Source organism: Novosphingobium sp. BW1, assembly GCF_008107685.1.
Taxonomy (GTDB): Bacteria; Pseudomonadota; Alphaproteobacteria; order Sphingomonadales; family Sphingomonadaceae; genus Novosphingobium.
Genome location: NZ_VIRF01000090.1, coordinates 116,321 through 139,843 on the forward strand (window position 1 = coordinate 116,321; position 23,523 = coordinate 139,843).

The 23,523-nt window shown below is 65.6% G+C and carries 24 protein-coding genes; 6 read left to right on the forward strand and 18 right to left on the reverse strand.

Translation table 11 applies throughout. The features are described 5' to 3' along the window. Positions 1-36: 36 nt before the first annotated feature. The 4 genes from FMM79_RS18180 to FMM79_RS18195 all read right to left on the reverse strand — a co-directional run bounded on the left by FMM79_RS18180 (position 37) and on the right by FMM79_RS18195 (position 7,230). Complete coding sequence (locus FMM79_RS18180) at positions 37-2,364, reverse strand: TonB-dependent receptor (RefSeq protein ID WP_162528545.1); 2,328 nt, start codon at positions 2,362-2,364, stop codon at positions 37-39. 275 nt (positions 2,365-2,639) lie between these two features. After that, positions 2,640-3,206: a cysteine hydrolase family protein gene (locus FMM79_RS18185; protein WP_148628855.1), complete on the reverse strand. Its 567-nt coding sequence runs from the start codon at positions 3,204-3,206 to the stop codon at positions 2,640-2,642. A 93-nt stretch (positions 3,207-3,299) separates the two neighbouring features. Then, the gene (locus FMM79_RS18190; protein WP_162528546.1) at positions 3,300-5,465 is read right to left on the reverse strand and encodes a TonB-dependent receptor; all 2,166 of its coding nucleotides are present in this window, start codon (positions 5,463-5,465) and stop codon (positions 3,300-3,302) included. A 52-nt stretch (positions 5,466-5,517) separates the two neighbouring features. Continuing rightward, positions 5,518-7,230, reverse strand: a complete 1,713-nt coding sequence (locus FMM79_RS18195) for a thiamine pyrophosphate-binding protein (protein WP_148628857.1) — start codon at positions 7,228-7,230, stop codon at positions 5,518-5,520. Positions 7,231-7,411: 181 nt separating this feature from the next. On the opposite strand from FMM79_RS18195, the gene FMM79_RS18200 reads away from it, so the two are divergent. The 4 genes from FMM79_RS18200 to FMM79_RS18215 all read left to right on the forward strand — a co-directional run bounded on the left by FMM79_RS18200 (position 7,412) and on the right by FMM79_RS18215 (position 12,684). After that, entirely contained in the window at positions 7,412-8,743 is a 1,332-nt protein-coding gene (locus FMM79_RS18200) for an MFS transporter (RefSeq protein WP_148628858.1), read from the forward strand. 262 nt (positions 8,744-9,005) lie between these two features. Beyond that, positions 9,006-10,388: a class II fumarate hydratase gene (gene fumC, locus FMM79_RS18205; protein WP_148628859.1), complete on the forward strand. Its 1,383-nt coding sequence runs from the start codon at positions 9,006-9,008 to the stop codon at positions 10,386-10,388. A gap of 104 nt (positions 10,389-10,492) precedes the next feature. Next, entirely contained in the window at positions 10,493-11,905 is a 1,413-nt protein-coding gene (locus FMM79_RS18210; protein ID WP_148628860.1) for a DASS family sodium-coupled anion symporter, read from the forward strand. 68 nt (positions 11,906-11,973) lie between these two features. Continuing rightward, the gene (locus tag FMM79_RS18215; protein WP_148628861.1) at positions 11,974-12,684 is read left to right on the forward strand and encodes an HAD family phosphatase; all 711 of its coding nucleotides are present in this window, start codon (positions 11,974-11,976) and stop codon (positions 12,682-12,684) included. A 145-nt stretch (positions 12,685-12,829) separates the two neighbouring features. Here the strand turns inward: FMM79_RS18215 and FMM79_RS18220 are convergent, their stop codons facing one another. From FMM79_RS18220 to hisB, 14 genes are all read right to left on the reverse strand, one after another. Next, positions 12,830-13,363 carry a J domain-containing protein gene (locus FMM79_RS18220; RefSeq protein ID WP_148628862.1) on the reverse strand — a complete coding sequence of 178 codons (534 nt, stop codon included), beginning with the start codon at positions 13,361-13,363 and terminating at the stop codon, positions 12,830-12,832. Between the two features lie 151 nt (positions 13,364-13,514). Next, positions 13,515-14,057 (reverse strand): peptidoglycan-associated lipoprotein Pal, encoded by a 543-nt coding sequence (gene pal, locus FMM79_RS18225; RefSeq protein ID WP_205466728.1) that lies wholly within the window; start codon positions 14,055-14,057, stop codon positions 13,515-13,517. Between the two features lie 125 nt (positions 14,058-14,182). Next, positions 14,183-15,577, reverse strand: coding sequence for a Tol-Pal system beta propeller repeat protein TolB (tolB, locus tag FMM79_RS18230; RefSeq protein WP_148628863.1), 1,395 nt, complete (start codon positions 15,575-15,577; stop codon positions 14,183-14,185). Between the two features lie 2 nt (positions 15,578-15,579). Then, positions 15,580-16,497 (reverse strand): TonB C-terminal domain-containing protein, encoded by a 918-nt coding sequence (locus FMM79_RS18235; RefSeq protein ID WP_148628864.1) that lies wholly within the window; start codon positions 16,495-16,497, stop codon positions 15,580-15,582. A gap of 16 nt (positions 16,498-16,513) precedes the next feature. After that, positions 16,514-16,969 (reverse strand): ExbD/TolR family protein, encoded by a 456-nt coding sequence (locus tag FMM79_RS18240; protein ID WP_039390994.1) that lies wholly within the window; start codon positions 16,967-16,969, stop codon positions 16,514-16,516. 1 nt (position 16,970) lies between these two features. Continuing rightward, positions 16,971-17,681: a protein TolQ gene (tolQ, locus tag FMM79_RS18245; protein ID WP_148628865.1), complete on the reverse strand. Its 711-nt coding sequence runs from the start codon at positions 17,679-17,681 to the stop codon at positions 16,971-16,973. Continuing rightward, complete coding sequence (locus tag FMM79_RS18250) at positions 17,678-18,199, reverse strand: YbgC/FadM family acyl-CoA thioesterase (RefSeq protein WP_148628866.1); 522 nt, start codon at positions 18,197-18,199, stop codon at positions 17,678-17,680. The genes tolQ and FMM79_RS18250 overlap by 4 nt, the downstream gene beginning before the upstream one ends. 154 nt (positions 18,200-18,353) lie before the next feature. Beyond that, positions 18,354-18,731 carry a histidine triad nucleotide-binding protein gene (locus FMM79_RS18255; RefSeq protein WP_148628867.1) on the reverse strand — a complete coding sequence of 126 codons (378 nt, stop codon included), beginning with the start codon at positions 18,729-18,731 and terminating at the stop codon, positions 18,354-18,356. A 41-nt stretch (positions 18,732-18,772) separates the two neighbouring features. Next, on the reverse strand, positions 18,773-19,111 hold the full coding sequence (locus tag FMM79_RS18260) for a phosphoribosyl-ATP diphosphatase (protein WP_148628868.1): 339 nt from the start codon (positions 19,109-19,111) through the stop codon (positions 18,773-18,775). A 57-nt stretch (positions 19,112-19,168) separates the two neighbouring features. Further along, a complete protein-coding gene (locus FMM79_RS18265; protein WP_148628869.1) occupies positions 19,169-19,342 on the reverse strand; it encodes a PEP-CTERM sorting domain-containing protein in 174 nt (57 codons plus the stop codon). Positions 19,343-19,476: 134 nt separating this feature from the next. Continuing rightward, positions 19,477-20,268 (reverse strand): imidazole glycerol phosphate synthase subunit HisF, encoded by a 792-nt coding sequence (gene hisF / locus FMM79_RS18270; protein WP_148628870.1) that lies wholly within the window; start codon positions 20,266-20,268, stop codon positions 19,477-19,479. Positions 20,269-20,272: 4 nt separating this feature from the next. Next, positions 20,273-21,001 (reverse strand): 1-(5-phosphoribosyl)-5-[(5-phosphoribosylamino)methylideneamino]imidazole-4-carboxamide isomerase, encoded by a 729-nt coding sequence (hisA, locus tag FMM79_RS18275; protein ID WP_148628871.1) that lies wholly within the window; start codon positions 20,999-21,001, stop codon positions 20,273-20,275. Between the two features lies 1 nt (position 21,002). Continuing rightward, complete coding sequence (gene hisH, locus FMM79_RS18280) at positions 21,003-21,632, reverse strand: imidazole glycerol phosphate synthase subunit HisH (RefSeq protein ID WP_148628872.1); 630 nt, start codon at positions 21,630-21,632, stop codon at positions 21,003-21,005. Continuing rightward, positions 21,632-22,234, reverse strand: coding sequence for an imidazoleglycerol-phosphate dehydratase HisB (gene hisB / locus FMM79_RS18285; RefSeq protein ID WP_148628873.1), 603 nt, complete (start codon positions 22,232-22,234; stop codon positions 21,632-21,634). The genes hisH and hisB overlap by 1 nt, the downstream gene beginning before the upstream one ends. 199 nt (positions 22,235-22,433) lie before the next feature. On the opposite strand from hisB, the gene FMM79_RS18290 reads away from it, so the two are divergent. Together FMM79_RS18290 and FMM79_RS18295 are read left to right on the forward strand one after the other, a co-directional pair. Further along, the gene (locus FMM79_RS18290) at positions 22,434-22,937 is read left to right on the forward strand and encodes an SspB family protein (protein WP_148628874.1); all 504 of its coding nucleotides are present in this window, start codon (positions 22,434-22,436) and stop codon (positions 22,935-22,937) included. A gap of 70 nt (positions 22,938-23,007) precedes the next feature. After that, entirely contained in the window at positions 23,008-23,508 is a 501-nt protein-coding gene (locus FMM79_RS18295; protein ID WP_148628875.1) for a hypothetical protein, read from the forward strand. Positions 23,509-23,523 lie beyond the last annotated feature (15 nt).

The window sequence follows — 23,523 nt, forward strand, 5'->3', positions numbered from 1 at the left end:
GGAAGGGACATTGTCCCGGGCCGGAAAGGGTGAACCTCAGAAGTTCTTGATGAAGCGGACACCGCCGGTCCGGCGCGCGGGTGCGGTGATGTATTCGCCGTTCGAGGTGGACGGGTTGAACGAGCCCCAGAAGCGGCTGAAGTCGGGCGTCAGATTGTTGAAGATGTTGTTCACGAAGACGAGCGCGGTCCAGCTGCCGCCCTTGAGGCCGATCTGCGCATCGGCGGTGAACTTCTCGTCCAGCTTCACGCGGTTGTCGAAACGGGCAAAGCGCGAGCTGCGATAGTTGCCGGTGCCCTCGATGAAGCCGTCGAGCTCGTCGGTGATCGGCGCCTCGATGTGCACCATGCCGGTTGCCGAATGGCGCGGGACCAGCGGCACGCGGTTGCCGCCGAACTGGCGATCCACGCCTGCGGGCGAGGGGAACACGTCGCGCGCGGCGAAGTCCTTGAACTTGGAATCGGTGTAGGCGTAACTGCCGCTCAGGGTCAGCCAGTGGAACGGGGTGGCGTTCACGCCCACTTCCGCCCCCTTCACCTCGGCCTTCTTTGCGTTGATGATATAGTTGAGCGTCACCGCCGAGGAATTGGGGCATTCCGGCTCGGGGCCCTGTGCGCTGAGCGAGCCGTAGCATACCGTTGTCACCTGCAGGTCCAACCAGTCGGAATAGTAGACGTCGGCCTCGAAGTTGAGGTCTCCGTTCAGGAGGCTTCCCTTCACGCCCAGCTCGTAGGTCCAGATCGATTCCTGGCCGAAGGGGCGCAGATCATCGCGCACCTGGCCGGTGTTGAAGCCACCCGGCTTGGAGCCCTTGGCCGCGCTCGCGTAGATGTTGAGGTCGGGCGAGACCTTCCACGCTGCGCTCACACGTGGCAGCCAGGCATCGAAGCTGGTCTTGCCGCGAAAGTCGATCTCATTTGCGCCGGTCAGGAAGAGGAGATTGACCCCCGTCGTCGCGGCAGCCGAAATGACCTCGTGGTTGTAGCGCAGTTCGCCCGTTACCGTCAGCGCGCGGGCCAGGTCGAACTCGACCGAGCCGAAACCCGAATAGGTGTTGGTGTTCAGGCGGTTGACCCGCCCGGGAATGTCCGCCCGGGTGCTGGTGATGAAGGGACGCGCGCCCAGGAAGCGCGAATAGTCGACTTCCTTGTAGTTTTCGTCGAAGACATAGCCCCCCACCATCGCGCGGATCGGCCCGCCATCATAGCTCAGACGCAGGTCCGAACTGATCTGCTGCAGGTCGTTGTCGAAGTCGAAGATGCCCACGCAGACCATCGAGAGGCAATTGACCAGGCCGCCGCCCAGATCCACGCCCTGCGGCACGTTCTGCGGCTCCTTGTCGAAGTCGAACTCCAGCCGCCCCTTGGTGCGGTTGTAGCCCGAGAGCGAATTGAGCACAAAGCCGTTGCCGAAGTCATACTCCAGGTCGAGGACGCCGCGGTAGGTCTCGGAGTTGTTGCCAGCGTAACGGTGGTCCGAGGACATGTTGACCTCGTCGGGATCAAAGGTCTCCTCGGTGATCGTGTTCACCCCGTAGAGCGAGGTATCCTCACGCTGGATCACGTAGCCCGCGCCGGGCCCGGCGTTGCTGTTGAGATAACTGCCCCGGATCTTGCCGGTAAAGGCGCCGCTCTCGATCAGCACGGTGCCGCCCACGCCGTAATTGCGGCTCGCGTCGAGCCCCTGCCCGTTGCCCGGGTTCTTGTAGAAACCGGAAAAGTTGCTGTAAGTCGCCGAAAGCTTGGCCGCGACGACATCGCCGATGACGGGGCCAGTCACGTGCGCAGTCGCGTCCTGCTGGCCATACGCGCCGAGGCCGAAGTTGAACGTGCCGCCCGGCGTGAATTCGGGATCCTTGCTCACGAAGCTGATCGCGCCTGCAAAGGCGCTGCGCCCGAAGTAGACTGTCTGCGGGCCCTTCACCACCTCGATGCGGGCGATATCCATGAGCGCGGTTGCGTTCTGGTTGCCGCCGCCGCCTACGGTCGTGTTGAGCGAGACGCCCGTGGTGTCGATGCCATCGACAATCATGGCGACGTTGGAGCGCCCCTCGATCAGGGCTACGCCGCGAAGACTGGGGCGAATGTCCGCGGGCGAAGCGCCGGTATCGAACTGAAGCCCGGGAGTCATCGCCGCCACGCTCGACATGTCGCGCACGCCCTTGCGCTCGATCGTGTCTTGCGAAACGACATTGATGGCGACCGGAATGTCCTGAAGCGTCTCCTCGCGGCGACGCGCGGTCACCACGATGTCCCCCCCGGTCGAGGCGCCGGCGGGACGTTCCTGTGCCTGTGCGCTCGATGCGAGGCCGGCTGCTGCTGCCATGGTTGCGAGTGAACAGGTCTGAAGTAGCTTACCGATCATGCGCTTTGCCCCCCTTGGGTCGATATTTCTTGTCTGGGACCTAGGGTGATCGGCTATCGCCTGCCGAACAATTCTAGCGCACAAAAGCATCCGCATTGCGGATGGAACATCGGGGCAAGGTCGTATCTGAAAGTGGTCAGCCGCCAAGATCTTGTTCGTGTTGCGGATATCGCCCCCCCCCCTGGCCAGCGCTTCGACACGAAAAGGGGCGCGGCCACGGTTGAAGCCACGCCCCCTTCTCTTGTTACCAACCCGGCCCTTACGGGCCAGCGACCTCAGTCCGCGAAGCTGACCTTCGCCGCCTCGGTGATCTCGCAAAGACCGCCGAAGGCCTGGAGTTCGGCTTCGTGCGCCTCGAGCGACCCGGCCGAGCAGGCATCCGCGATGACCTTGACCGAAAGGCCGCGATCATGTGCCTCGCGCACGGTCGAGCTGACCGCCAGCGTGGTCGACAGGCCAGTCACGTAAAGCTCGGTCACCCCGTGCTTTGCGAGTTCGTCATCGAGGATCGTATTCCAGAACGGGCTGATCTGGTGCTTGAGGATTACGGCCTCGCCCTCGGCCGGCGTCAGCGCGGGCACAAAGTCAACACCCGGCGTACCCAACTGGAGCGCGCCCGAGCCCTTGAAGTTGGCGAAGAGCGGCGAACGCTCGGGCGCCTCGGGCAGGTCGGGGGCGCTGAATGCGACCCGCACATGCCCGACCGGGACACCGGCCTTGCGCGCCTTTTCCATAACGCTGGCCGCATTGGCCACCACGTTACGGCGGGCCAGCTCGCCAGCCATCGGGTCATGACTGGTCAGATCGTTGATGAAATCAATCAAAATCAGATATTTGCTCACGTGGACGTCCTTTGAGCATTTTTCAATCAGATCGCCGGTATCTGATGGTTCAGAAAATGCGTTAAACCAATGACCCAGAGCGGTCGATCCGCTCTAGTAGCTGAACCTCACCGAAACCTTCCAGGTCCGCGGATCACCGGGGCTGCGGATGCCGTAGGCGCCCAGCACGTTGCCGTAAACATAGTAGTCTTCCTTGAGGAAGTTGGCGACCGAGAAGCGCAACTCGATATCGCTGTCAACCGGCGGCGCCCAGCCGACGTAGGCGTTCACGAGTTCATAGTCGGGCATGTAGGTGATCGGCGCGTTGGTGCCGCCAAGATACTTGCCGCCCATGTAGGAATAGTCGGCGCCGACCAGCAGGTCGCCCAGCTTCTCGTCGGGCACCCGGCCGGAGAAGCCTGCACTGCCCTGCCAGTGCGGCACGTTGGGCAGGCGCGTCGCGCCCGACGACGCGGCCGAACTCGCCGGATCGATGTCGAGGTACTTGTCATCGTTGTAGGAGCCCGAGGCAAACAGGTTCCAACCCGGCAGCGGCGAATAGGAGAACTCGCCCTCGACCCCCTGCACCCGCGCCGTTCCCGCGTTCTGCGTCAGCGAGGAGCCCGCCACGATCACGTTGGTCTGGATATCGCTGAAGTCGTTGCGGTAGGCAGCGAGGTTGAGGTGCCCACGACCATCCAGGAACGAAGTCTTGAGGCCCACTTCATAAGCCCACACGGTCTGCGGGTCGAAGCCGTTCTCGTAGTTGGTCGGATTGGCGAGCGCGAGGTAGTTGAAGCCCCCCGCCTGAAAGCCGCGCGAGACGCTGGCATAGGCGAGGATGTCCGGGGTCGCCTGCCAGTCGAGGCCGAACTTGGGCGTCCAGGACTTGGCCTTGCGGGTCGCGTCGATGGCGCCGTAGGTCCGGTCCTCGGGCACCGTCGTCAGATTGTTCTGCTGGTAGCCCTCGACCGACTTGGTCTCGTGCGTATAGCGCAGGCCCGCCGTCGCCGAGAGCGTGGGCGTCAGGTCATAGGTCAGCTGACCATAGGCGGCGTAGCTGGTGGTCTTCATGTCGACCAGCTGGGGCATCAGCTGATAGAGGTTCAGGAGATAATCGCTCCGGCCCTGGTGGCCCTTCTCGCGGAAGTAGTAGAGCCCGGCGATGTAGTGCAGCTTGTCGCCTGCCGCATCGCCCAGGACCTGCAGTTCCTGCGAGATCTGGGTACGCCCGGCTTCCGATTCCAGCCGGTCGAAGCCCAGCGCATAGGGGCCATCGACAGTGTTGGTCGGCTGCCCGGCGGTGGTGTCGGCCAGGAACTCCTGCTCATTGCGCACGGCGCCGGTGATCGACTTGATCGTAGCCCCGCCGACATCGTAGCTCAGCGTGAGATCGCCGCCATAGGTCTCGACATCGCCGTAACCATCGAGCGGGCCGACATAGGTGTAGGGATCGGAGGCGGCGGGCTCGAGCGTCACCGGATCGGTGGCTAGGCCCACCGATCCATCGTTCTTCGCGCGCGAATAGAAGGCCGATGCGTTGAGCCCGAAGGATCCCCCCCCCGTATAGGCCAGCGCCACGCGCCCGCCGTACTCGGTCGCCTTGCCATAGTCGTCGCGATCCAGCGCCGGGGCGCTAAAATAGCCATCGCGGTCGTAGAAGTTGCCGCTGGCAAGCACCGCCCAGTCATCCGACAGCGCGGTCGAGACCGTGCCCTTGAGGCGCACCATGTCATAGGCCCCCGCCTCGGCCTGAAGCGAGCCGAAGCTCGTGCCGTCCGGCTTCTTGGTCACGTACTTGATCGCGCCCGTCAGCGTATTACGACCGTAGAGCGTGCCCTGGGGGCCGCGCAGAACCTCGATGCGTTCAAGGTCCGCCAGGTCCAGGTTCGCACCCGTCAGGCTCGCGAAGTAGAGATCGTCGATATAAAGGCCGACAGCGGATTCGTAGCCCACCCAGGTGCCTGCATTTTGCCCGGCGCCGCGCATAAAAATGGTAAGCGTGGTGGGATCGACGGTGCCCTGCGTCACGCTGAGGCTGGGCGTCACGCGCTGCAGGTCGGCCGTGCGCTCGATCTGCAGATCCTGCAGCGCCTTTTCGCCGAGCGCCGTCACCGAGATCGGCGTTTCCTGAAGGGAGCTCTCGCGGCGCTGGGCCGTGACGACAATGTCATTGCCATACGCACTCGCCTCGGCGCGCGCCGCCCGTTCCTGCGCCAGCGCGGGCGATGCGGCCAGCATTGCCGTTCCGGCCAGCAGCCACCTAGAAGCCTTGGTCATGTCTTTCTTCCCCGAAGTTATTATCTTGATAGTATTACTGAAAGTGCGGCCCTCAATGCCCCGGAATATCCTCGAACAGGACCATCCCCAGCAGCGGCTCGGTCTTGCGGATGCGCCCGCCTTCCGGATCGACGCGCACGTCGATGAGGCTCGGCCCAGTGCGAGCCAACGCCTCGGCAAGCGCGGCATCGAGCTCCCCCTTCGTCTCCACACTCACACCGTGTCCGCCAAAGGCGCGCGCAATCGCCGCGTAGTCGGACTGGCCAAGGTCGGTGTTGATGGCCCGCCCGTAGGCCAGCTTCTGACCGTGGTATTCGGTGCCCCACTTGCCGTCGTTCGAGACGAGGACGAGGAGCGGCAGTCCGGCCCGCGCCGCCGTGTCCAGTTCGGCCAGAAAGAAACCCAGCGAACCATCGCCCGTCACCAGCGTGACGGGCGCCGCATCGCGCGCCTCGCGCCGCGCAGCTTCGGCCTCGGCCGCCGCCATGCCGATTGCCAGCGGAAAGGCCGCCCCCATCGCGCCGAAGGGCAGCAGGTCAGCGTAGGAGCGCGGGGTGTGGACCCGCATGCAGGCGTGGGTAAAGTTCATCGAATCCGCGCCATCGCAGACAAGCACCCGCTCGCGCGGCAGGATGCGGTCGAGCGCGGCGCCGATGGAGGCGGGATGGAGGTCCTCGCCATAGTCCGCGAGCAGGCCCTCAACGCACGCGGCACGGGGATCCAGGGCCTGCGCGATCCAGCTCGGATCACGGTGGAAGTGCTGCGCTTTCAAGTTTTCGCCAAGCGCTATCAATGTGCGCGCCGGATCGGCCAGCACCGAGAGTTCGACAGGAACGTTGCGCCCGATGGCCTCGGCGCTGATGTCGAGATGGATGAAACGGGCCTCGGGCGCGAAGCGCGGCGCCAGGCCATAGCCGAACCACATGTTCATCCGCGCGCCGACCACCAGCACCAGGTCCGCCTCGCACGCGGCGCGCTGCGCGTAGGGCCAGGGGTAGCCGGTCGGCGCGACCTCGGGGACGAGCCCGCGCCCGAGGCCATTGCCCAGAACCGGAATACCCATGCCCGCCAGCGCCTGCAGAGCCTCCCCGCACGGAGACAAGGCCGCCCGATTGTCCGTCACGATGATCGGACGGCGCGCTTCAGCCAGCATCTGCGCCATCGCCGTCACCTGCTCGTGGTGCGCACCGGGCAGCGAAGGGACCGTGACCGGCGCACGCGGCGCGCTCGTGGTCCCGCGGGTCAGGAAATCGAGCGGCAGCACGAGCAGGGCCGGACCGGGTACACCTTCGTTCGCCGCCTTGATCGCCGCGTGGAAATACTCTCCCAGCCGGTCAGGTGAGGGTACCGTGCGGCTGAACTTGAGATAGGGGGCGGTCATTTCATGACGGTCGACGGCATAAGGCACGGACGGTTCGACCCAACTGTCGGGAAAGCGCGTCGCGATCACGACCAGCGGGCTTTCCGCCTGCGCGGCGGTCATCAGCGCGGTCATCGCATTGGCCAGCCCCTGCTCGGCGACGATCAGCGCAAAGCCCGTGCGGCCCGAGCGGCGGGCATAGCCATCGGCCCCGCCCACGGTCCCGCTTTCGTGCCGCCCGCCAACGATGGAAACGCCCCGCTCTTCCAGCGCGAACAAAAGCGGAGCGTGAGTCGCCCCGGCGAGGGCAAACACCGTTTCTGTGCCGGATTCACAGATACCGCGGGCCAGGTATTCAGCGCAGGTCTGGACCGGGTCGGGCGTGGAGGAGAGGTCCTTGGTCATGCCTAAAAGAGACCACAATGCCGGGAAATGATCGAACCTCGGAGAGACCTTTGTTCGGATCGCGGATGTTTTGCCCGGTCAGGCTCGTCCCACAGGGTGGCTCAGGTAGCCTCCAGGCCTGCCGAACGGTGGCCTTGCCACCTCTGCGCTCACACACGGCCGACAAGGGTGAAGTTGAACGATGAACAGTGCGGAACACCAAAGCTCCGACGCACAGCCAGACAGCCTCGCCGAATTCCGCGCGGGATGGCGGCCGCTGGTCGCCTGCGCCTTCGGCCTGGGCCTGGGCCTCTCACCCATCGCGCCCTACACCTCGGGTATCATGGCGACCGCGCTCGAAGGTGAATTCGGGTGGTCGCGCGCCGACATCCTGGGCACGCTGATGCTGGCCCCGATCGCGCTCGTCTTCCTCGGCGCCTATGTCGGACGTCTGGTCGACCGGCTGGGGCCGCGCAAGGTGGCGCTCGTCTCCACGACGGGCCTCGGCCTTGCGCAACTGCTCATCGCGCTCATCGGCGGCCAGCTCCTGACGTTTTACGCCGCTTGGGGGGTGCTCGCCGTCATTTCCCTGGGCACCCTGCCGATGACCTACGCCAAGGTTATCAACGCCTGGTTCACCCAGTCGCGCGGTCTGGCGCTGGGCCTTGCGCTCGCCTCGACCGGCGCCACCGGCGCGGCGATTCCCTTCATCCTCAACGCCGCACTCGTAGCATTCGGTTGGCGCGGAGGTTACGTGCTCCTGGCCGCCCTGCCGCTGGTGATCGCGCTGCCGGTCCTCTTTGCCTGGCTGCGTCTGCCCGAAGCGCGGGCCCGCGCCGCCAGTGAAGCCCTCCCCCAGACCGGCATTGCCGTTCGCCAAGCCCTGCGCGGCTATCGCTTCTGGGTCCTGGCGACTGGCTCGATGGCCCTGGCCTTCGGTGTCAGCGGTCTGCTGCCAAACCTTTTCCCGCTCCTGCTCGACCGCGGCGTGGACAATTCCACCGCCGCTTCCGCCCTCGCCGCACTGGCGATCAGCGTGACAGCAGGGCGCGTCCTTTCGGGCTTCCTGCTCGACCGGATCTGGGCGCCGCTGGTCTGTGCTTTACTCGTCATCCCGGCGACTTTCGCGCTCGTCCTACTGGCCAATCCCGGGCTTACCGTCCCGGTCATGGTCGCCTCGGTCGTCACGCTGGGGCTGGTGGCGGGGGCCGAGTTCGATCTCGTCGCCTATATGACCGCCCGCTACTTCGGGCAGAAGCACTTCAGCGAGCTCTATGGCATCCAGTACGCCGCCTTTGGTCTGGGCGCGGGCTTTGCGCCTGCCTTCTACGGCGCGATGTACGACCGGTTCGGAAGCTACCAGCCCGAAATCATCCTCTCGATCGCACTGCTCCTGTTCGCGGTTGCGATCACCTTCGCGCTTGGCCGCTACCCGACCTCGTTCAGCTCGGCGGCCGAGGCTTCGCAACCGGAAAACGCAGACCACCCGGCGGGAGCCCCCCCGGACAGCCTGAGCCGCCACTCTCGGCCTTGAATGCACCCCGAGTGCCTGTCCGATTAGGGGTTAACGCGGATTTTTGTTCGCTGTGCGGATTTTTGAGCTGCCGGACTGGTTAGCGATCACACCCGCCAGTAGGCCGTCACCAGTTTCTGAAATTCCCTCAGACTCTGACGACCTTTTCAGCCCCTGCGGCGCTTTTGCGCGGCGGGGGCTTTTTTCACCCTCCGTGCAATTGCGCAAAAGCTCCCTACCTTGAGTGGCACCTACCCGCGTCACCACCAAGGAGCCTACACCCATGAAAGCCCGCATGGAAAGCGACAGCCTCGGCGAAATTGCCGTGCCGCAGGACGCCTACTGGGGCGCGCAGACCCAACGCAGCATCGCCAATTTCCCCTTTGGCGAAACCGAGCGCATGCCCCTCGCGATCGTCCACGCCATGGCACTGGTCAAGCAGGCCGCCGCCCGGGTCAACCGCCGCCATGGCCTCGAAGATACCCTAGCTAAGGCCATCGAACAGGCCGCCGCCGAGGTTGTCGCGGGGAAGCTCGACGACCAGTTCCCTCTCGTCATCTGGCAGACCGGCAGTGGCACCCAGACCAACATGAACGTCAACGAGGTGATCGCAGGACGCGCCAACGAGATCCTGACCAGCACGCGTGGCGGCAAGAGCCCGGTCCACCCCAACGACCACGTCAACAAGGGGCAGTCCTCGAACGACAGCTTCCCGACGGCCATGCATGTCGCCGCCGCACGCGCAGCCAAAGACACGCTGATCCCCGCGCTCGAGACACTGGAGGGCGCCCTCCATGCCAAGGCGCAAAGCTGGTCGGACATCGTCAAGATCGGGCGCACACATCTTCAGGACGCCACCCCGGTTACGCTAGGGCAGGAGTTTTCCGGGTATGTCGCCCAGCTGCACCTTGCCCGCAGCCGAATCCTCCCGATGATCGAGCACGGGCTATGCCGCCTCGCCATCGGCGGCACCGCGGTCGGCACCGGCCTAAACGCCCCCGAAGGCTTCGGCGACGACGTCGCGGCCGAGCTTGCCGATCTCACCGGCCTGCCCTTCCATCCCGCGCCCAACGCCTTCGAGGCGCTCGCAAGCCACGACACCCTCGTGGAGTTTTCAGGGCGCCTCAACACGCTGGCTGTCGCGCTCACCAAGATCGCCAACGACATCCGCTGGCTCGGCTCGGGGCCGCGTTCGGGGCTGGGCGAGATCGAACTGCCCGCCAACGAGCCGGGCAGCTCGATCATGCCCGGCAAGGTCAATCCCACCCAGTGCGAGATGCTGACGATGGTCGCCGCGCAGGTCATCGGCAACCACCAGGCGATTACCGTCGGCGGTCTGCAGGGCGCGTTTGAACTCAATGTCTTCAAGCCCATGATCGGGGCGGCGGTGATGCGCTCGCTCCACCTGCTGAGCGTTGGGATGGAGAGCTTCACCACCCGCTGTGTGGAGGGGATCGAGCCCAACCGCGCACGCATCGCCGAACTGGTCTCCAACTCGCTCATGCTGGTGACCGCGCTGGCGCCCGAGATCGGCTATGACAAGGCCGCGAAGATCGCCAAGCACGCGCACGAACAGGGCCTCACCCTGCGCGCTGCCGCGCTCGAACTCGATCTTGTCGATGCCGAGACCTTCGACCGCGTGGTGCGACCCGAAACGATGGTCTGATCGGGTCGCATTCCCTCTCGCCTTGAGGCGCCCTTAGGGGCTAGGCTGCACCAAGTGACAGGCCCACAAAGGGCCGCACGGGGGGCCAGAGAGGAGCGGCACGGGTGAACAGCCGGACAATCGGACGTATCGCAGGACCGCTGCTCTTCGGCGCGGTCCTCATCGCGCCAGCACCCGGCAACATGGCGCAGCCCCCCTGGATCGTGGCGGGGCTCGTCGTCTGGATGGCGACCTGGTGGATGACCCAGGCCATTCCGCTGACCGCCACCGCGCTTCTGCCCTTCCTGGTCCTGCCCTTCGCCGGGATCATGAGCGCAGGCGAAACCGCCTCGGCCTACTATTCGCCCACGCTGTTCCTGATTCTGGGCGGGGCGTTCCTCGCCCTCGCCATCGAGCGCACCGGACTACACCGGCGCCTCGCGCTCGCCCTCCTTGACCGGCTCGGCAGTAGGGGCGGGGCGCAGCGTCTGCTGCTGGCCTTCATGATTGCCGCCGCGCTCCTTTCCATGGCAATTTCGAACACTTCCACCACACTCATCATGATGCCGATGGCCGTCGCTGTCCTGGAAGCGGGCGGCATGCGGAGCGAGGACACCCACGGCCTGTCCGGTGCGCTGCCGATGGGGATTGCCTTTGCCGCCTCGATCGGGGGCCTCGGCACGCTCGTGGGATCGCCCACCAACGCGATTGCCATTGCCCTTCTCGATTCGATGACCGGGGTGAAGATCAGTTTTGCGACCTGGAGCCTCATCGGCGTGCCCGCCGTGATCCTGGGCATTCCAATGGCCGCCTGGATCATCGCGCGCGTGCAAGGGGCCTCGACCGGCGCCTTTCGCATCGGCGCGGCACGGCGCGCGATTGCCGTGGAGCCCCGTTGGTCGAGCGCAGAACGCCGCCTCCTCCCTCTTGTCGCCCTCGCCTTCACGCTGTGGATGACGAGCCCGCTGCTGCGCCCCTTCCTGCCCGCAGGGGCGTTGACCGATGGCACCATCGCCATCGGTGTCAGCCTGCTCCTCTTCCTCCTCCCCGATGGCACGGGCAGCGCGCTCCTGAGCTGGGAAGAAGCCAACCGGGCGCCCTGGGATGTCATCATGATGTTCGGCGGGGGACTGGCCCTGGCGGCCGGAATGGGTGCCTCGGAGCTCGACGAGTGGCTGGGACGTTCGCTCCTGCCGCTTTCGGCGGTCCCGCTACCCCTCGTGGCCCTCGCCATCACCGCGATGGTGATCCTCATCACCGAGTTTGCCAGCAACGTCGCAACGGCAAGTGGCATCATGCCGGTCGTGGCCAGCCTCACTGTAGCGCTGGGCGCGGATCCGCTGCTCCTCGCAATGCCAGCTGCGCTTGCGGCCAGCTGGGGCTTCATGCTGCCCTCCGGCACGGGGCCCAACGCGATTGCCTGGGCGACGGGTCGGATCGCGCTTCCCAGCATGGTCAAGGCAGGCTTCTGGCTCGACCTTGCGGGCGCTCCGATGATCGTCGCCGTCGTCTGGCTGGTCCATGCAGTGCTGCGTTGAAAGGCACAGGCGCAATACCTAAGTCACCGGCATCCCTCCCCCTTCCCCGACAGTCAGGAACGCCCCTCATGACATCTTCCGTGCCAACCGATGCGCCCTCGCGCTTGGCCGAAGCTCCCTTCCGGCCCGAGGCCATCATCTTCGACATGGATGGCACCCTGCTCGATACCGAGAGCCTCTACCGCCGTTCCCAGCGCAAAGCCGCGCGCGCGCTCGGCCGTGACCTGCCCGAGGAGCTCCACCGCCAGTTCGTGGGTGTCCATCGCGAGGTGAATGACCTGCACCTCCAGCGCCTGTGGGGCGAGGACGCGGACATCGCCGCCTTCAATGCCCATGCCGACGAACTGTTCGAGGACCTGTGGCGCGCCGACCTGCCGCTGCGCCCCGGCGCCCGCGAACTCCTGGATGCGCTCACCAAGACAGGTCTGCCGCTGGGCCTGTGCACCTCGACGCGCAGCCCGCTCGCGCAGGAGAAGCTCGAAGTCGCAGGATTCCTCGACCTGTTCGCCTCGATCGTCACGCTGAACGATGTCGAGCAGCCCAAGCCCCATGCCGAGCCTTACCTGCTGAGCGCCCGCAACCTCGGCGTCGATCCGCAGCGCTGCGTGGTCGTGGAGGATTCGCCCAATGGCCTGCGCGCCGGTGCCGGGGCGGGCATGACCGTCCTGCTGGTTCCCGATCTCCTCGCGCCGACGCCCGAGATGCGCGAGCTTGCCTACGCCGTGCTGCCCGATCTGCACGCCGTTGGCGCCTGGATCGCGGGTGCTCTCTCAACCTGAAGACGGACAGGATTCAAGGTGCCATCGCTCCTCGCCCCATAATGCCTGCCTCACCCTTCGCGGCTAGGGCGGCGCGCAGGACGTGAGTTAGACAATTTGGAGAGCCCAAGGGCGATAGCCCTGGGAAACGCTTTTCTTTACCTGTTCACCCCTGCCACTCGCGCCGCTCCTCGGCTGCGCGAAGGACCTCATAGGCGAGCTGGTAGGTCTGGAAGGCCTTGGCAGCCTCTTCATCGCCCGGCTTCACGTCCGGGTGGACTTCCTTGGCCTTCGTGCGCCAGGCCTTGCGCACCTCCTGGAACTCGGCGTCGGGGTCTAGGCCAAGCACTTCGAGAGCGCGCAACTCGTCGCGGCTTCGCGTACCGTCGCCCGAGCCGCCCCAACCATAGTGCGCCGATTCCTTGTAACCGGCGGTCTCGGTCCATTCCTCGGACTCGCGCTTCTCGGCCTCTTCCTTATCGAGCCCGGCAAAGTAGTCCCAGCCCGAATTGTATTCCGCCGCGTGCTTCTGGCAGAAATACCAGCGATCCGGGCTGTTGGGGCTCTTGGGCGCGGGGCAATCGCCGCGTTCGGTGCAGCCGTGACGGTCGCAGATGCGCACCTGCGTCGCCTCGCGCGAGCTGCCGTAGCCGCCCCAGCGCGGGAAACCCCAGTTGTCGGATCGTTTTGGACGGGCCATTCCCCAGCCGTTACGCCTTCTCGCAGGCGCGATGCAAGTCTCTTGCGGCCGCGCAACCGGGCGGCGGGCACGAAAAAGGCCCGCCCTGCCCCGGCGCAAGCCGAAGGCGGGGCGGGCCTCTTCTCAAAACGCCTTCGCAAAGGCGGGCAGATCAATCGATGGTGACCGTCACCGCGCGGCGGTTCTGCGCCCAGGCCTGTTCGTTCGAGCCCAGCGCCACCGGGCGCTCCTTGCCGTAGCTGAGCGTGGTCAGGCGGCTCGCCGCAACGCCCAGGCTGATCAGGTAGTTCTTGGCCGAGTTCGCGCGGCGCTCACCCAGCGCGAGGTTGTATTCGCGCGTGCCGCGTTCATCCGCGTGGCCTTCGATCGTCGCGCGCTTTTCGGGGTAGGTCATCAGCCACTGCGCCTGCTTGGCGAGCGCCTGCTGGTCCATCGCGTCGATGTCGTACTTGTCGGTATCGAAGTAGATGGTGTCATCGCCCATCATCTGCGCGGCGAAGTCCGCCTGGCTACCCGGACGCGGGCCCAGCGCCTCGCCCGAATCGGGCTGCGTAGTGGTACGGGCCGGGCCGGGTTCGGGCGGCAGTTCCTTGGGCGCCTTCGAAGCGCAGGCGGACAGCGCCAGCGCACCTGCCACGAGAAGCAGGGTCGAACCGCTCTTCAGGTTTCGCGACATCGAGAGGGAAGAAGGCATTAAGGCAGTCTCCTGTGGTGCTCAGCCCATGAGCGGGCGGCGAACGAAGGTGGTGGGATGCTATCCCGGGCGCTGTCAACCTGATTGCGTTTGCAAGGAGACAACGCCCTGGAAGCGGGAAGGGTTCAGCGGCGGATCGGCCCCCAGGCCGGGTCGGACGCGCCGACCGGGGTGGGCAGCTTGCGCTCGTTCCGGCCGGTGAGATCGACCTGCCAGATGGTCGCCTCGCCCGAACCGCGCTGGGTGCGGAAGAACTGGACGATGCGGCCGTTGGGCGACCAGGTCGGGGCCTCGTCCTGCCACGAATCGGTGAGGTAGCGCATGTTGCGGCCCGCAGGGCTCATCACCGCCACGCGCAGGTTGCCCGCGATGTGGGTGAAGGCGATGAGATCGCCGCGCGGGCTCCATTCCGGCGTCGCCGAGCGGCCGCCGAAGAAGCTGATGCGCTTCTGGTTGGTGCCGTCCGCGTTCATCACGTAGACCTGCTGCGAGCCTGAACGGTCGCTTTCGAACACGATCTTGCTGCCATCGGGCGAATAGCTGCCGCCGATGTTGATACCCGGACCATTGGTCAGACGCTCAGGGGTGCCGCCACCGGCCGAAGTGATGCGGTAGATGTCGGTGCGCCCGCCCTGCGACATCGAGAAGAGCACCCACTTGCCATCGGGCGACCAGCGCGGGGCCATCGTCGGATTGGTCGTGCGAAAGATCAGCTTTTGCGAATTGGTCGTCAGATCATAGGCATAGACGCTGGGCTGGCCGTTCAGGTACGAAAGATAGAGGATCTTAGAATAGTCGGGCGAATAGCGCGGGGTCAGCGCCATTGCTTGCCCGCTGGTGAGATAACGGTGGTTCGCCCCGTCAGAGTCCATGACCGCAAGGCGCTTCATGCGGTGGTCCTTTGAGCCCGTCTCGGCGATGTAGGCGATGCGCGAATCGAAGAACGGGCTCTCCCCCGACAGTCGCGAGTAGACCATGTCCGCGCACTTGTGCCCGGCCCGGCGCCAGTCCGAGGGAGCGACCTTCCAGCCGCCCTTCTCCAGCGGCTGGCCGAGCGCTACGTCATAGAGGTAGCACCCCACCGTCAGCGTGCCGTCATTGCCTGCGTGGACATAGCCCTGCACCAGCATGTCCGCGCCATTGCCTGACCACAGGCGGTAGTTGGGCGCGCTCACTTCACCAAATGTGGGACGCGGCAGACCATCGGGCCCGGAGGGCTTGAACAGGCCGTTGTTCTTGAGATCGCTCGCAACGACCTGCGAGATCGCATGGCCCAGTTGCCCCGTCGTGCCCGCCGTGGTCTGCGTCGGCACATCGGCGTCGGTGGTAAAAGTGGTGATGGCAATGCCAAGGTCCTGCCAATCACTGTCATCCGAGACCGTCACTTCGAGGCCATCGCTTTCCTGCGCCTCCTGGGTGGGCGCGGTGATTTCGGGCGTGAATGTGCCCGAGGACTGGGCCAGTGCCGGGCCCGAGGCGCAGAGCAGGAGACCAAGAGCAAGCGCGGAAAGGGTCTTCATGGCTAGAGCCTTCTGTCAAAATTGGTGGTGACGACCTTCCACCCTTCGTACAGGTCGTCGGGAAGATTGAAAGGCGCGGCCAGCTTGACCGCGCGAATGGCCTGCTCCTGGTGGCGCGAGACCTGCGCCGCATTCGACGCGGTCCGGCCGCTGGTGGCGACGATCTGCGGCTCTCCATCCAGCGTACCGTCGGGCTTGAGGCGGAAGCGCACCTTGGTCACGAGCAATTCGGCATCAGCGCCCTGCGGGGCCTGCCAGTGCGGTTTGAGCTGGCGACGGATCGCCGCGCCGAGCGCCGAGACCTGCTTGGGGCCGATCGCGGCGGCGGGCGCCCCGCTCCCCGATTCCGAGGTGCCGCCCGAGATCCCATCGAGGAAGTTCGAACTGACTCGGCTGCCACCCGCCTTCTTGGGTTCCGAGGTCGCCTTGCTGCTGGAGGTGGAGGACGACTTCGGATTTGGCTTGGCTACGATGTCGTCGATCGCGCTCGACTTGCGGCTCGAAGATGCCTTGGGCTTGGGTTCCGGTTTGGGCTCTGGCTTCGGCTTGGACTTCGCCTTGGGGGCTGGCTTGGGCGCAGGCTTGGCCGCAGGCTTGGGTTCGGGCGCGGGCGGTGCCGGGCGCTGCGCCTCGGGTTCCGGGGCCGGAGCTGCCTCGGCCGGCGTCTCGGGTTCCGGCAGCGCTTCGGGCGCGGGTTCGCCGAGCGTCGGCGCCATGTCGGGCGCCGCCTGGCTGAAGGGATCGGGCGAGGTCGAGGTCATCCCCACCTCATCGCTGATCGAAACCTCGATGCGTTCGGGGCGCGGCACGATCTCCTCGGGCGCCGGGCGCAGCAGGAGCACGCCCAGAAGCCCCGCGTGGAGGACAACCGCCACGACGAGACCAACGCCTTCATCCTTTCGCAGTGCAAGCGATGCCATGGCCCGTGAACCTACGTCAGCTTCCTGAACCGCCGCTGACGTCGGTCACCAGCGAGATCGAGGTAAACCCGGCGCGGTTAAGTTCGCCCATGACACCCATGACACGCCCGTAGTCGAGCGCCTTGTCCCCGCGCAGCGAGACGAGCGGCATCTTGCCGTCCGCACCCGGCTGCACCGAGGCGAGGCGTTCGCCGAGCTCGCCTGCGGCCAGTTGCTGGTCCTCGTAGAAGATCGCGCCGTCACGGCGCAGGGTAATGGTGATCTGCTGCGTTTCCTCGGCCATCGCCTTGGCGCGGCTCTGCGGCAGTTCGATAGGCACCGCGGCCTTCAGAAGCGGCGCGGCCACCATGAAGATGATGAGCAGCACCAGCATGACGTCGACCAGCGGGGTAACGTTGATCTCGGCCATGGGCGCGCGAGACCGACCGCCACGGCCGCGCCGTCCTCCGCCGCCGTTGAGGCCCATCGCCATCTCAGCGCGACTCCAGCTGGCGGGTGAGCGCGGCGTGAAGCTTGTCGGCAAAGCGCTGGAGGCGCGATTCGACCATGTTCACGCGGTGCGAGAAGCGGTTGTAGGCAATCACCGCAGGGATCGCGGCAAACAGGCCAATGGCGGTCGCAAAGAGCGCCTCGGAAATGCCCGGTGCGACGACGGCGAGCGAGGAATTCTGCTGCTGCCCGATCTGGAAGAAACTGTTCATGATGCCCCAGACCGTGCCGAACAGGCCCACGAACGGCGCGACCGATCCGACCGTCGCCAGGAAGTTCAGGCGGTTGGAGAGGTTTTCGGCCTCCTCGCCGACCGACGAGGTGAGCGCGAGCGCAATACGCTGGCGCGCGCCTTCGGCATCGAGCGTGGGCACCTGCGCGTTGCGGCGCCATTCGGCGAGGCCCGAGCCCGCAACCTTGCCCATCGGCACGTCGGCGCGGCGGCGCTCCTTCTGGAACGCCTCGAAGTTCTGGGCCTTCCAGAAGCCGTCCTCGTACTCATCGCAGGTGCGGTTCACGCGGCCGATGCGGAAGGTGAAGGTGATGATGATGGTCCAGACCCAGACACTGGCAAGGAGAAGTCCCAGCATGATCGCCTGCACGACGATATCGGCATCGAGAAACAGGGTCACCGGATTGAGCCGGTCGCTGTCACCGGCAAAATCGAGCGTGGGGGCGAGCAGGTCGAGGATCATTCGTGTCCTTCCGGAGCGGATGCGGGCGTAATGGGATGAACGGGCGAGAAGGTGGCGAAGGCCTGCTGCCAGGCCTCGGGTTGACGGCGCGGTCGTCCATCACGGCCGATGAACCCGACCTTTACCACGCCCTCGGCAAGCTTGGTTTCTCCGCGCCAGGCGGTCTGGTGCAGGGTGCAGCGCACCTTGCCGACCTGCTGCGCGGTGGTGACGATGATGACGGTGTCGCCCAGCCGCGCAGGCGCGAGATAGCGCACGTGGACTTCGGCCACGGTGTATAGCCCCGAGCCATCCTCCAACGCGGCACTCTGGTCGATGCCCAGCACCTCGAGCAGGTCCGAACGGGCGCGTTCGAACCAGGCGACGTAGTTGGCGTGGTAGACCACCCCGCCCGCGTCGGTGTCGTCGTAGTAGACGCGCAAGGGATAGTGGTGCGAGCCGCTGGTATCCTCGTTGCCGGAAGGAACGATGGTGCCGTTGACGGGCGCAAGCGAAGTCAGGGGAGGAACACTGGTCATCGTGCGCGGAGCAATAGCGCTCACATGATGCCCTGCAAAGAGAAGCTGCGGGTCACAGATGCCTTGCAGGGCAGATTGTGGTTGAAAGGGGGCCTAAGGTCCGGCCAGTCGCCCCCTTGCTGCGATGACGCGTGACGAACCGCGCCTATGCGCCTCAGTCCGCAATCATCTGGAAGAACTGACGCCCGCCAAAGATATGGACGTGCAGATGCGGAACTTCCTGGTGCCCGGCCTGCCCCATGTTGACCATGAGGCGGTAACCCGGCGTGTCGAGTTCCAACTGGCGCGTCACGTTGCCGACCGCGCGCATGAAGGCAGCGATCTCGGCGTCGTCGGCCTTGGCGGTGAAATCGTCCCACGAGACATAGGCGCCCTTGGGGATTACCAGCACGTGGACAGGCGCCTGCGGGCGGATGTCGTTGAAAGCGAGCGCGACTTCGTCCTCGTAGACCTTGTCGCAGGGCAGTTCGCCGCGCAGGATCCTGGCGAAGATGTTGGCGTCGTCGTAGGGCTGCTTGGGATCGATGGGCATGGACGTCTCCGGCATGGAACGAACGTGAAGCGTGAAGGGGCTCAGTCCCTGGGGCGCGCGGCTTTCTCGGCGATGCCCGACACGCCCTCGCGGCGGTCGAGTTCGGCAAGGACATCGGCAAGCGGCACACCCTTGGCGTTGAGCAGGACCATGAGGTGGAAGATCAGATCGGCCGCCTCGCCCACCAGCGCAGCCTCGTCCTCGGCAAGCGCGGCAATGACCGTCTCGGTGCCCTCTTCGCCGACCTTCTGGGCGATCTTCTTGAGGCCCTTGGCGTTGAGCTTGGCGACATAGCTCGACGATGGGTCGGCCTGGCGACGCTGCGCGATGGTGGCTTCAAGGCGGGCCAAGGTATCGGATGGTGTATCGGGTGCGCTCATGGTCCGCCTGCCATGCGGTGCGCGGCGGCGGCGGTCAAGCCCGCTGTCGGGACCGTCTCAGTCCTGCTCGCGACGGCGTGCAAAACGACGCCCCAGCATCACCCCGGCAACGCCCAGCCCCAAAAGGAAAAGTCCGCTCGGTTCGGGCAGGCTCATGCCGTCCGCCGCATGTGCCGGAAGCGCGCCTAGCAAAGCTCCGACAAGGGCCACGCACAAGACCTGGAACAGCATCGCCCTCTCCAGACTGGAGCACCTAGTAACCTTGGCCATTCCCTTAAGCGAGGCCTGTCTCAAGCCCTGAATACGTGCCTGTCTTGATATGAGCCACGCCGATTGAGACCTGGACCGTCCGGCGGCGCGACGCCTCAACCATGGTGGAGCGACTGCCCTCGTGCCGGGAGCCCGGCTGCCCGCAGCGCCGCGTGGGCCTCGGCAATCGAATGGGTGCCGAAGTGAAAAATCGAAGCGGCCAGGACCGCGCTCGCATGCCCCTTGGTAACGCCCTCGACGAGATGATCGAGATTGCCCACGCCCCCGCTTGCAACGACCGGCACGGACACGTTGTCGGCAATTGCGCGGGTCAGGTCGAGGTCGTAGCCCTTCTTTGTACCGTCCCCGTCCATCGAGGTGACGAGCAGTTCGCCCGCGCCAAGGCCTGCCAGCTTCGCGGCGTGCTCCAGCGCGTCGATGCCGGTCGGGCGACGTCCGCCGTGGGTGAAGATCTCCCAGCGCTTGGGGCCGGTGCCGTCATCGACGCGGCGCGCATCGACCGAGGCGACGATGCACTGCGCGCCAAAGCGCGCGGCGATGTCCGAGACGACTTCGGGCCGCGCGACCGCAGCCGAATTGACCGCCACCTTGTCAGCGCCCGCGAGCAGCAGCGCGCGTGCGTCCTCGGCCGTGCGTACGCCTCCGCCCACGGTCAGCGGCATGAAGCATACCTCGGCGGTGCGGCGCACGATGTCGAGGAGCGTGCCCCGTCCCTCGTGGCTGGCCGAAATGTCGAGGAAGCACAATTCGTCGGCTCCGGCGGCATCATAAGCGCGCGCCTGCTCGACCGGATCCCCTGCGTCCTTGAGGTCGACGAAGTTGACGCCCTTGACCACGCGGCCCTCGGCCACGTCGAGGCAGGGAATGACACGGACGCGTACGGTCATGGGTTCAGTCCCTTTCCGCCATCTGCAGCGCCGCAGCGAGATCGAGGCGCCCATCGTAGAGCGCACGTCCTGTAATGACGCCCTCGATGCCGTCGTTCTCATGCAGCTTGAGCATGCGGATGTCGTCGAGCCCCTTCACGCCGCCACTCGCGATCACCGGCATGTCGGTCTGGCGGGCCAGATCCACGGTTGCCTGCACGTTGCAGCCCTTGAGCATGCCATCGCGGCCGATGTCGGTGAAAAGCAGCGAGGCGACGCCTGCATCCTCGAAGCGGCGGGCCAGATCCACGACCGATACGTCAGAGACATCGGCCCAGCCCTCGGTCGCGACCATGCCATCGCGCGCGTCGACCGCGACAACGATGCCGCCCGGGTATTCGCGCGCCATATCCTTGACGAACTGAGGGTCCTTGAGCGCCGCAGTACCCATGACGACGCGGCTGACGCCGAGGTTGAACCAGCCGGCGACAGCCTCGGGCGTGCGGATGCCGCCGCCCAGCTGCACATGGCCCTCGAAGGCCTCGAGAATGGCCTCGACCGCCTCACGGTTTTCCGCCTTGCCCGCGAAGGAGCCGTCGAGATCGACGACGTGAAGGAACTGCGAACCGGCCTCGGCAAAGAGCGCGGCCTGCGCGGCCGGGTTGTCGCCGTAGACGGTGGCGCGGGCCATGTCGCCCTCGGCGAGACGCACGACCTGACCTTGCTTGAGGTCGATGGCGGGAAAAACGATCATGTCAGGGCTTCCAGTCGAGGAATCGGGTCAGGAGGGCAAGGCCGTAGGCCTGGCTCTTTTCGGGATGGAACTGCACGCCCACGACGTTGTCCTGCGCGACCGCCGCAACCAGGCCGCCGCCATGGTCGGTCATCGCGGCAATCACATGGCCCTCGTCCGGGACGAAGTGGTAGGAGTGCAGGAAGTAGGCTTCACCGGCGGCTATCAGTCCCTGCGCGGGATCGTGGCGGCCCACGCCGACATCGTTCCAGCCCATATGCGGGACCTTGATGGCCGGCTCATCGCGCTCGATCCGGCGCACCTCGCCCGCAATCCAGTCAAGCCCGGGCGTCGTGCCGAATTCAAGCCCGCGCGAGGCGAGCAGCTGCATGCCCACGCAAATGCCCAGGAACGGCGCGCCGCCAATCTGCACCCGCTCGTGCAGGGCATCGACCATGCCGGGAATTGCCCAGAGCGCATCGGCGCAGGACTTGAACGCCCCCACGCCCGGCAGCACGATGCGGTCGGCCGTGCGCACGAACATGGGGTCCGCGGTAATCGTGACCTTTTCGGCACCGGCGGCTTTGAGCGCATTGGCGACCGATTGCAGGTTGCCCGCGCCGTAATCGATGAGGGCCAGCTTCTCGGCCATCAGAGCGACTTGGCCCCGAGGATCCCCTTGGTCGAGGGAACCGCCCCGCCCTTGCGCGGGTCGAGCTCGACCGCGGTGCGCATGGCGCGCGCGAAGCCCTTGAAGATGCCTTCGCAGATGTGATGGTTGTTGGTGCCGTAGAGCAGTTCGATGTGGAGCGTGATGCCAACCGCCTGCGCGATCGAGTGGAACCAGTGCTCAACCATCTCGGTGTCGAATTCGCCCAGCTTGTCCTGCGTGAAGCCCGCCTTCCAGACCAGATAGGGACGCCCCGAGATATCGAGCGAAACGCGGCTGAGCGCCTCGTCCATCGGCGAATTGACGTCGCCGTAGCGACCGATGCCCGCCTTGTCGCCCAGCGCCTCGGAGATGGCCTGGCCGATAGCGATGGCACTGTCCTCGGTCGTGTGGTGCTGATCGACGTGCAGATCGCCCTTGATGCGGCAGGTGATGTCGATCAGCGAATGGCGCGAGAACTGCTCGATCATGTGATCGAGAAAACCGATGCCGGTCGTGACATCGTAATGGCCGGTGCCGTCGAGATTGACCTCCACATGGATGTCGGTCTCGTGAGTCTTGCGGGTGATCGAGGCTGTACGCATGAAAAGGTCCTATAAACCTGTGCGAGCGGGAATCAATCGCATGCGTTGTCCGCACCCGCTTTCCAATTGCGTCCGTGTGGCCAGCGGCTGCGTGATGGATATTACCAGTTGTATTTTCGACGCGCGCGCGCACGAAATGGTGCAAAAATGAGTCCATTGTGGCTTGACCCCAAGCCCAACGATGCGCACCTAGAGCGCGATGAACGATACGCCACCCGATAGCCTGATCCCTTACGATGAAATCGTGCAGGAAGCCCTGCGCGCCGTCGTGGGACGCGTGCTGGGCCAGGTCGAAGCCACCAATGGCGTCCTGCCCGGCAATCACCACTTCTACATCACGTTCAAGACGGGCGCTCCGGGAGTTTCCATTCCCCCGGAACTGAAGGCCCGCTTCCCGGACGAGATGACCATCGTTCTGCAGAACAAGTTCTGGGACCTGTCCGTCAGCGACGACAGCTTCACGGTCAGCCTCAGCTTCAACCAGGTGCCCTCCAAGCTCGACATTCCCTTCTCGGCGATCACCGCGTTCGTCGATCCGGCGGTCGATTTCGGCCTCCAGTTCCAGGCCATGGAAGGCGACGAGGACTTCGACGACACGCTGCCTGCCGAGAACGACCCGATGGAACGCGACATTGCCTCGCGCGTTACCCCCAGCGAAGACGGCTCGAACGTCGTCTCTGTGGATTTCGGCAAGAAGTCGTAGTCGGCCCTCCCGTGGCGGCCTGCACTTCGTGAAGCGGCCATGTCGCCGCATTAGGATGGAAACGCGCACGATGGCAGGCAGGAAAAAGGCAGAACCCAGCGCTCCGCTGACGGTGGACGTGGATCGGCCATCACCTGTGCCTGTCGACGCGCAGCAAGCGCAGGTCACCCCGGGGCTCAGCCCGGGCCTGCGTTACGTCAAGCGTGCGGATACCAAGCTGCCTGCCGCGCGGGTGCTGGGGCCCAGCCCGAACCCCGCGACCAACCTCGCCATTGCCGACATAGCCCTGCGCGCGACCTCGATGATCGCGCGTCAGGCGATGGAACGCGCGCTTCTGGGCCGCGCCTATGCGCCGCGCAAGGCGCGTCAGATCCTGCGCGGTCGCTCGATGGCGCAGGTGCTCCTGCACCGCTCAATCGCCAAAGTCGCCATGCGCTCGATCCCGGGAGCTCTGGTGGTGGGCGGCAGCCTCATCGCCAAGACCTTGTATGACCGGCATAAAGAGCACAAGGCCGCCGCCTCGGGCGCCAGCAGGATCGAGGAAATGGCCAAGGACGGCGCCGAGGACTGATCCCGCCCCCCCGCA

Coding starts and splice junctions, on each gene's coding strand:
- FMM79_RS18180 (WP_162528545.1), bottom strand. CDS start 2,364: ATGATCGGTAAGCTACTTCAGACCTGTTCACTCGCAACCATGGCAGCA.
- FMM79_RS18190 (WP_162528546.1), bottom strand. CDS start 5,465: ATGACCAAGGCTTCTAGGTGGCTGCTGGCCGGAACGGCAATGCTGGCC.
- FMM79_RS18195 (WP_148628857.1), bottom strand. CDS start 7,230: ATGACCAAGGACCTCTCCTCCACGCCCGACCCGGTCCAGACCTGCGCT.
- FMM79_RS18200 (WP_148628858.1), top strand. CDS start 7,412: ATGAACAGTGCGGAACACCAAAGCTCCGACGCACAGCCAGACAGCCTC.
- fumC (WP_148628859.1), top strand. CDS start 9,006: ATGAAAGCCCGCATGGAAAGCGACAGCCTCGGCGAAATTGCCGTGCCG.
- FMM79_RS18215 (WP_148628861.1), top strand. CDS start 11,974: ATGACATCTTCCGTGCCAACCGATGCGCCCTCGCGCTTGGCCGAAGCT.
- FMM79_RS18220 (WP_148628862.1), bottom strand. CDS start 13,363: ATGGCCCGTCCAAAACGATCCGACAACTGGGGTTTCCCGCGCTGGGGC.
- pal (WP_205466728.1), bottom strand. CDS start 14,057: ATGCCTTCTTCCCTCTCGATGTCGCGAAACCTGAAGAGCGGTTCGACC.
- tolB (WP_148628863.1), bottom strand. CDS start 15,577: ATGAAGACCCTTTCCGCGCTTGCTCTTGGTCTCCTGCTCTGCGCCTCG.
- FMM79_RS18235 (WP_148628864.1), bottom strand. CDS start 16,497: ATGGCATCGCTTGCACTGCGAAAGGATGAAGGCGTTGGTCTCGTCGTG.
- FMM79_RS18240 (WP_039390994.1), bottom strand. CDS start 16,969: ATGGCGATGGGCCTCAACGGCGGCGGAGGACGGCGCGGCCGTGGCGGT.
- tolQ (WP_148628865.1), bottom strand. CDS start 17,681: ATGATCCTCGACCTGCTCGCCCCCACGCTCGATTTTGCCGGTGACAGC.
- FMM79_RS18250 (WP_148628866.1), bottom strand. CDS start 18,199: ATGACCAGTGTTCCTCCCCTGACTTCGCTTGCGCCCGTCAACGGCACC.
- FMM79_RS18255 (WP_148628867.1), bottom strand. CDS start 18,731: ATGCCCATCGATCCCAAGCAGCCCTACGACGACGCCAACATCTTCGCC.
- FMM79_RS18260 (WP_148628868.1), bottom strand. CDS start 19,111: ATGAGCGCACCCGATACACCATCCGATACCTTGGCCCGCCTTGAAGCC.
- FMM79_RS18265 (WP_148628869.1), bottom strand. CDS start 19,342: ATGCTGTTCCAGGTCTTGTGCGTGGCCCTTGTCGGAGCTTTGCTAGGC.
- hisF (WP_148628870.1), bottom strand. CDS start 20,268: ATGACCGTACGCGTCCGTGTCATTCCCTGCCTCGACGTGGCCGAGGGC.
- hisA (WP_148628871.1), bottom strand. CDS start 21,001: ATGATCGTTTTTCCCGCCATCGACCTCAAGCAAGGTCAGGTCGTGCGT.
- hisH (WP_148628872.1), bottom strand. CDS start 21,632: ATGGCCGAGAAGCTGGCCCTCATCGATTACGGCGCGGGCAACCTGCAA.
- hisB (WP_148628873.1), bottom strand. CDS start 22,234: ATGCGTACAGCCTCGATCACCCGCAAGACTCACGAGACCGACATCCAT.
- FMM79_RS18290 (WP_148628874.1), top strand. CDS start 22,434: ATGAACGATACGCCACCCGATAGCCTGATCCCTTACGATGAAATCGTG.
- FMM79_RS18295 (WP_148628875.1), top strand. CDS start 23,008: ATGGCAGGCAGGAAAAAGGCAGAACCCAGCGCTCCGCTGACGGTGGAC.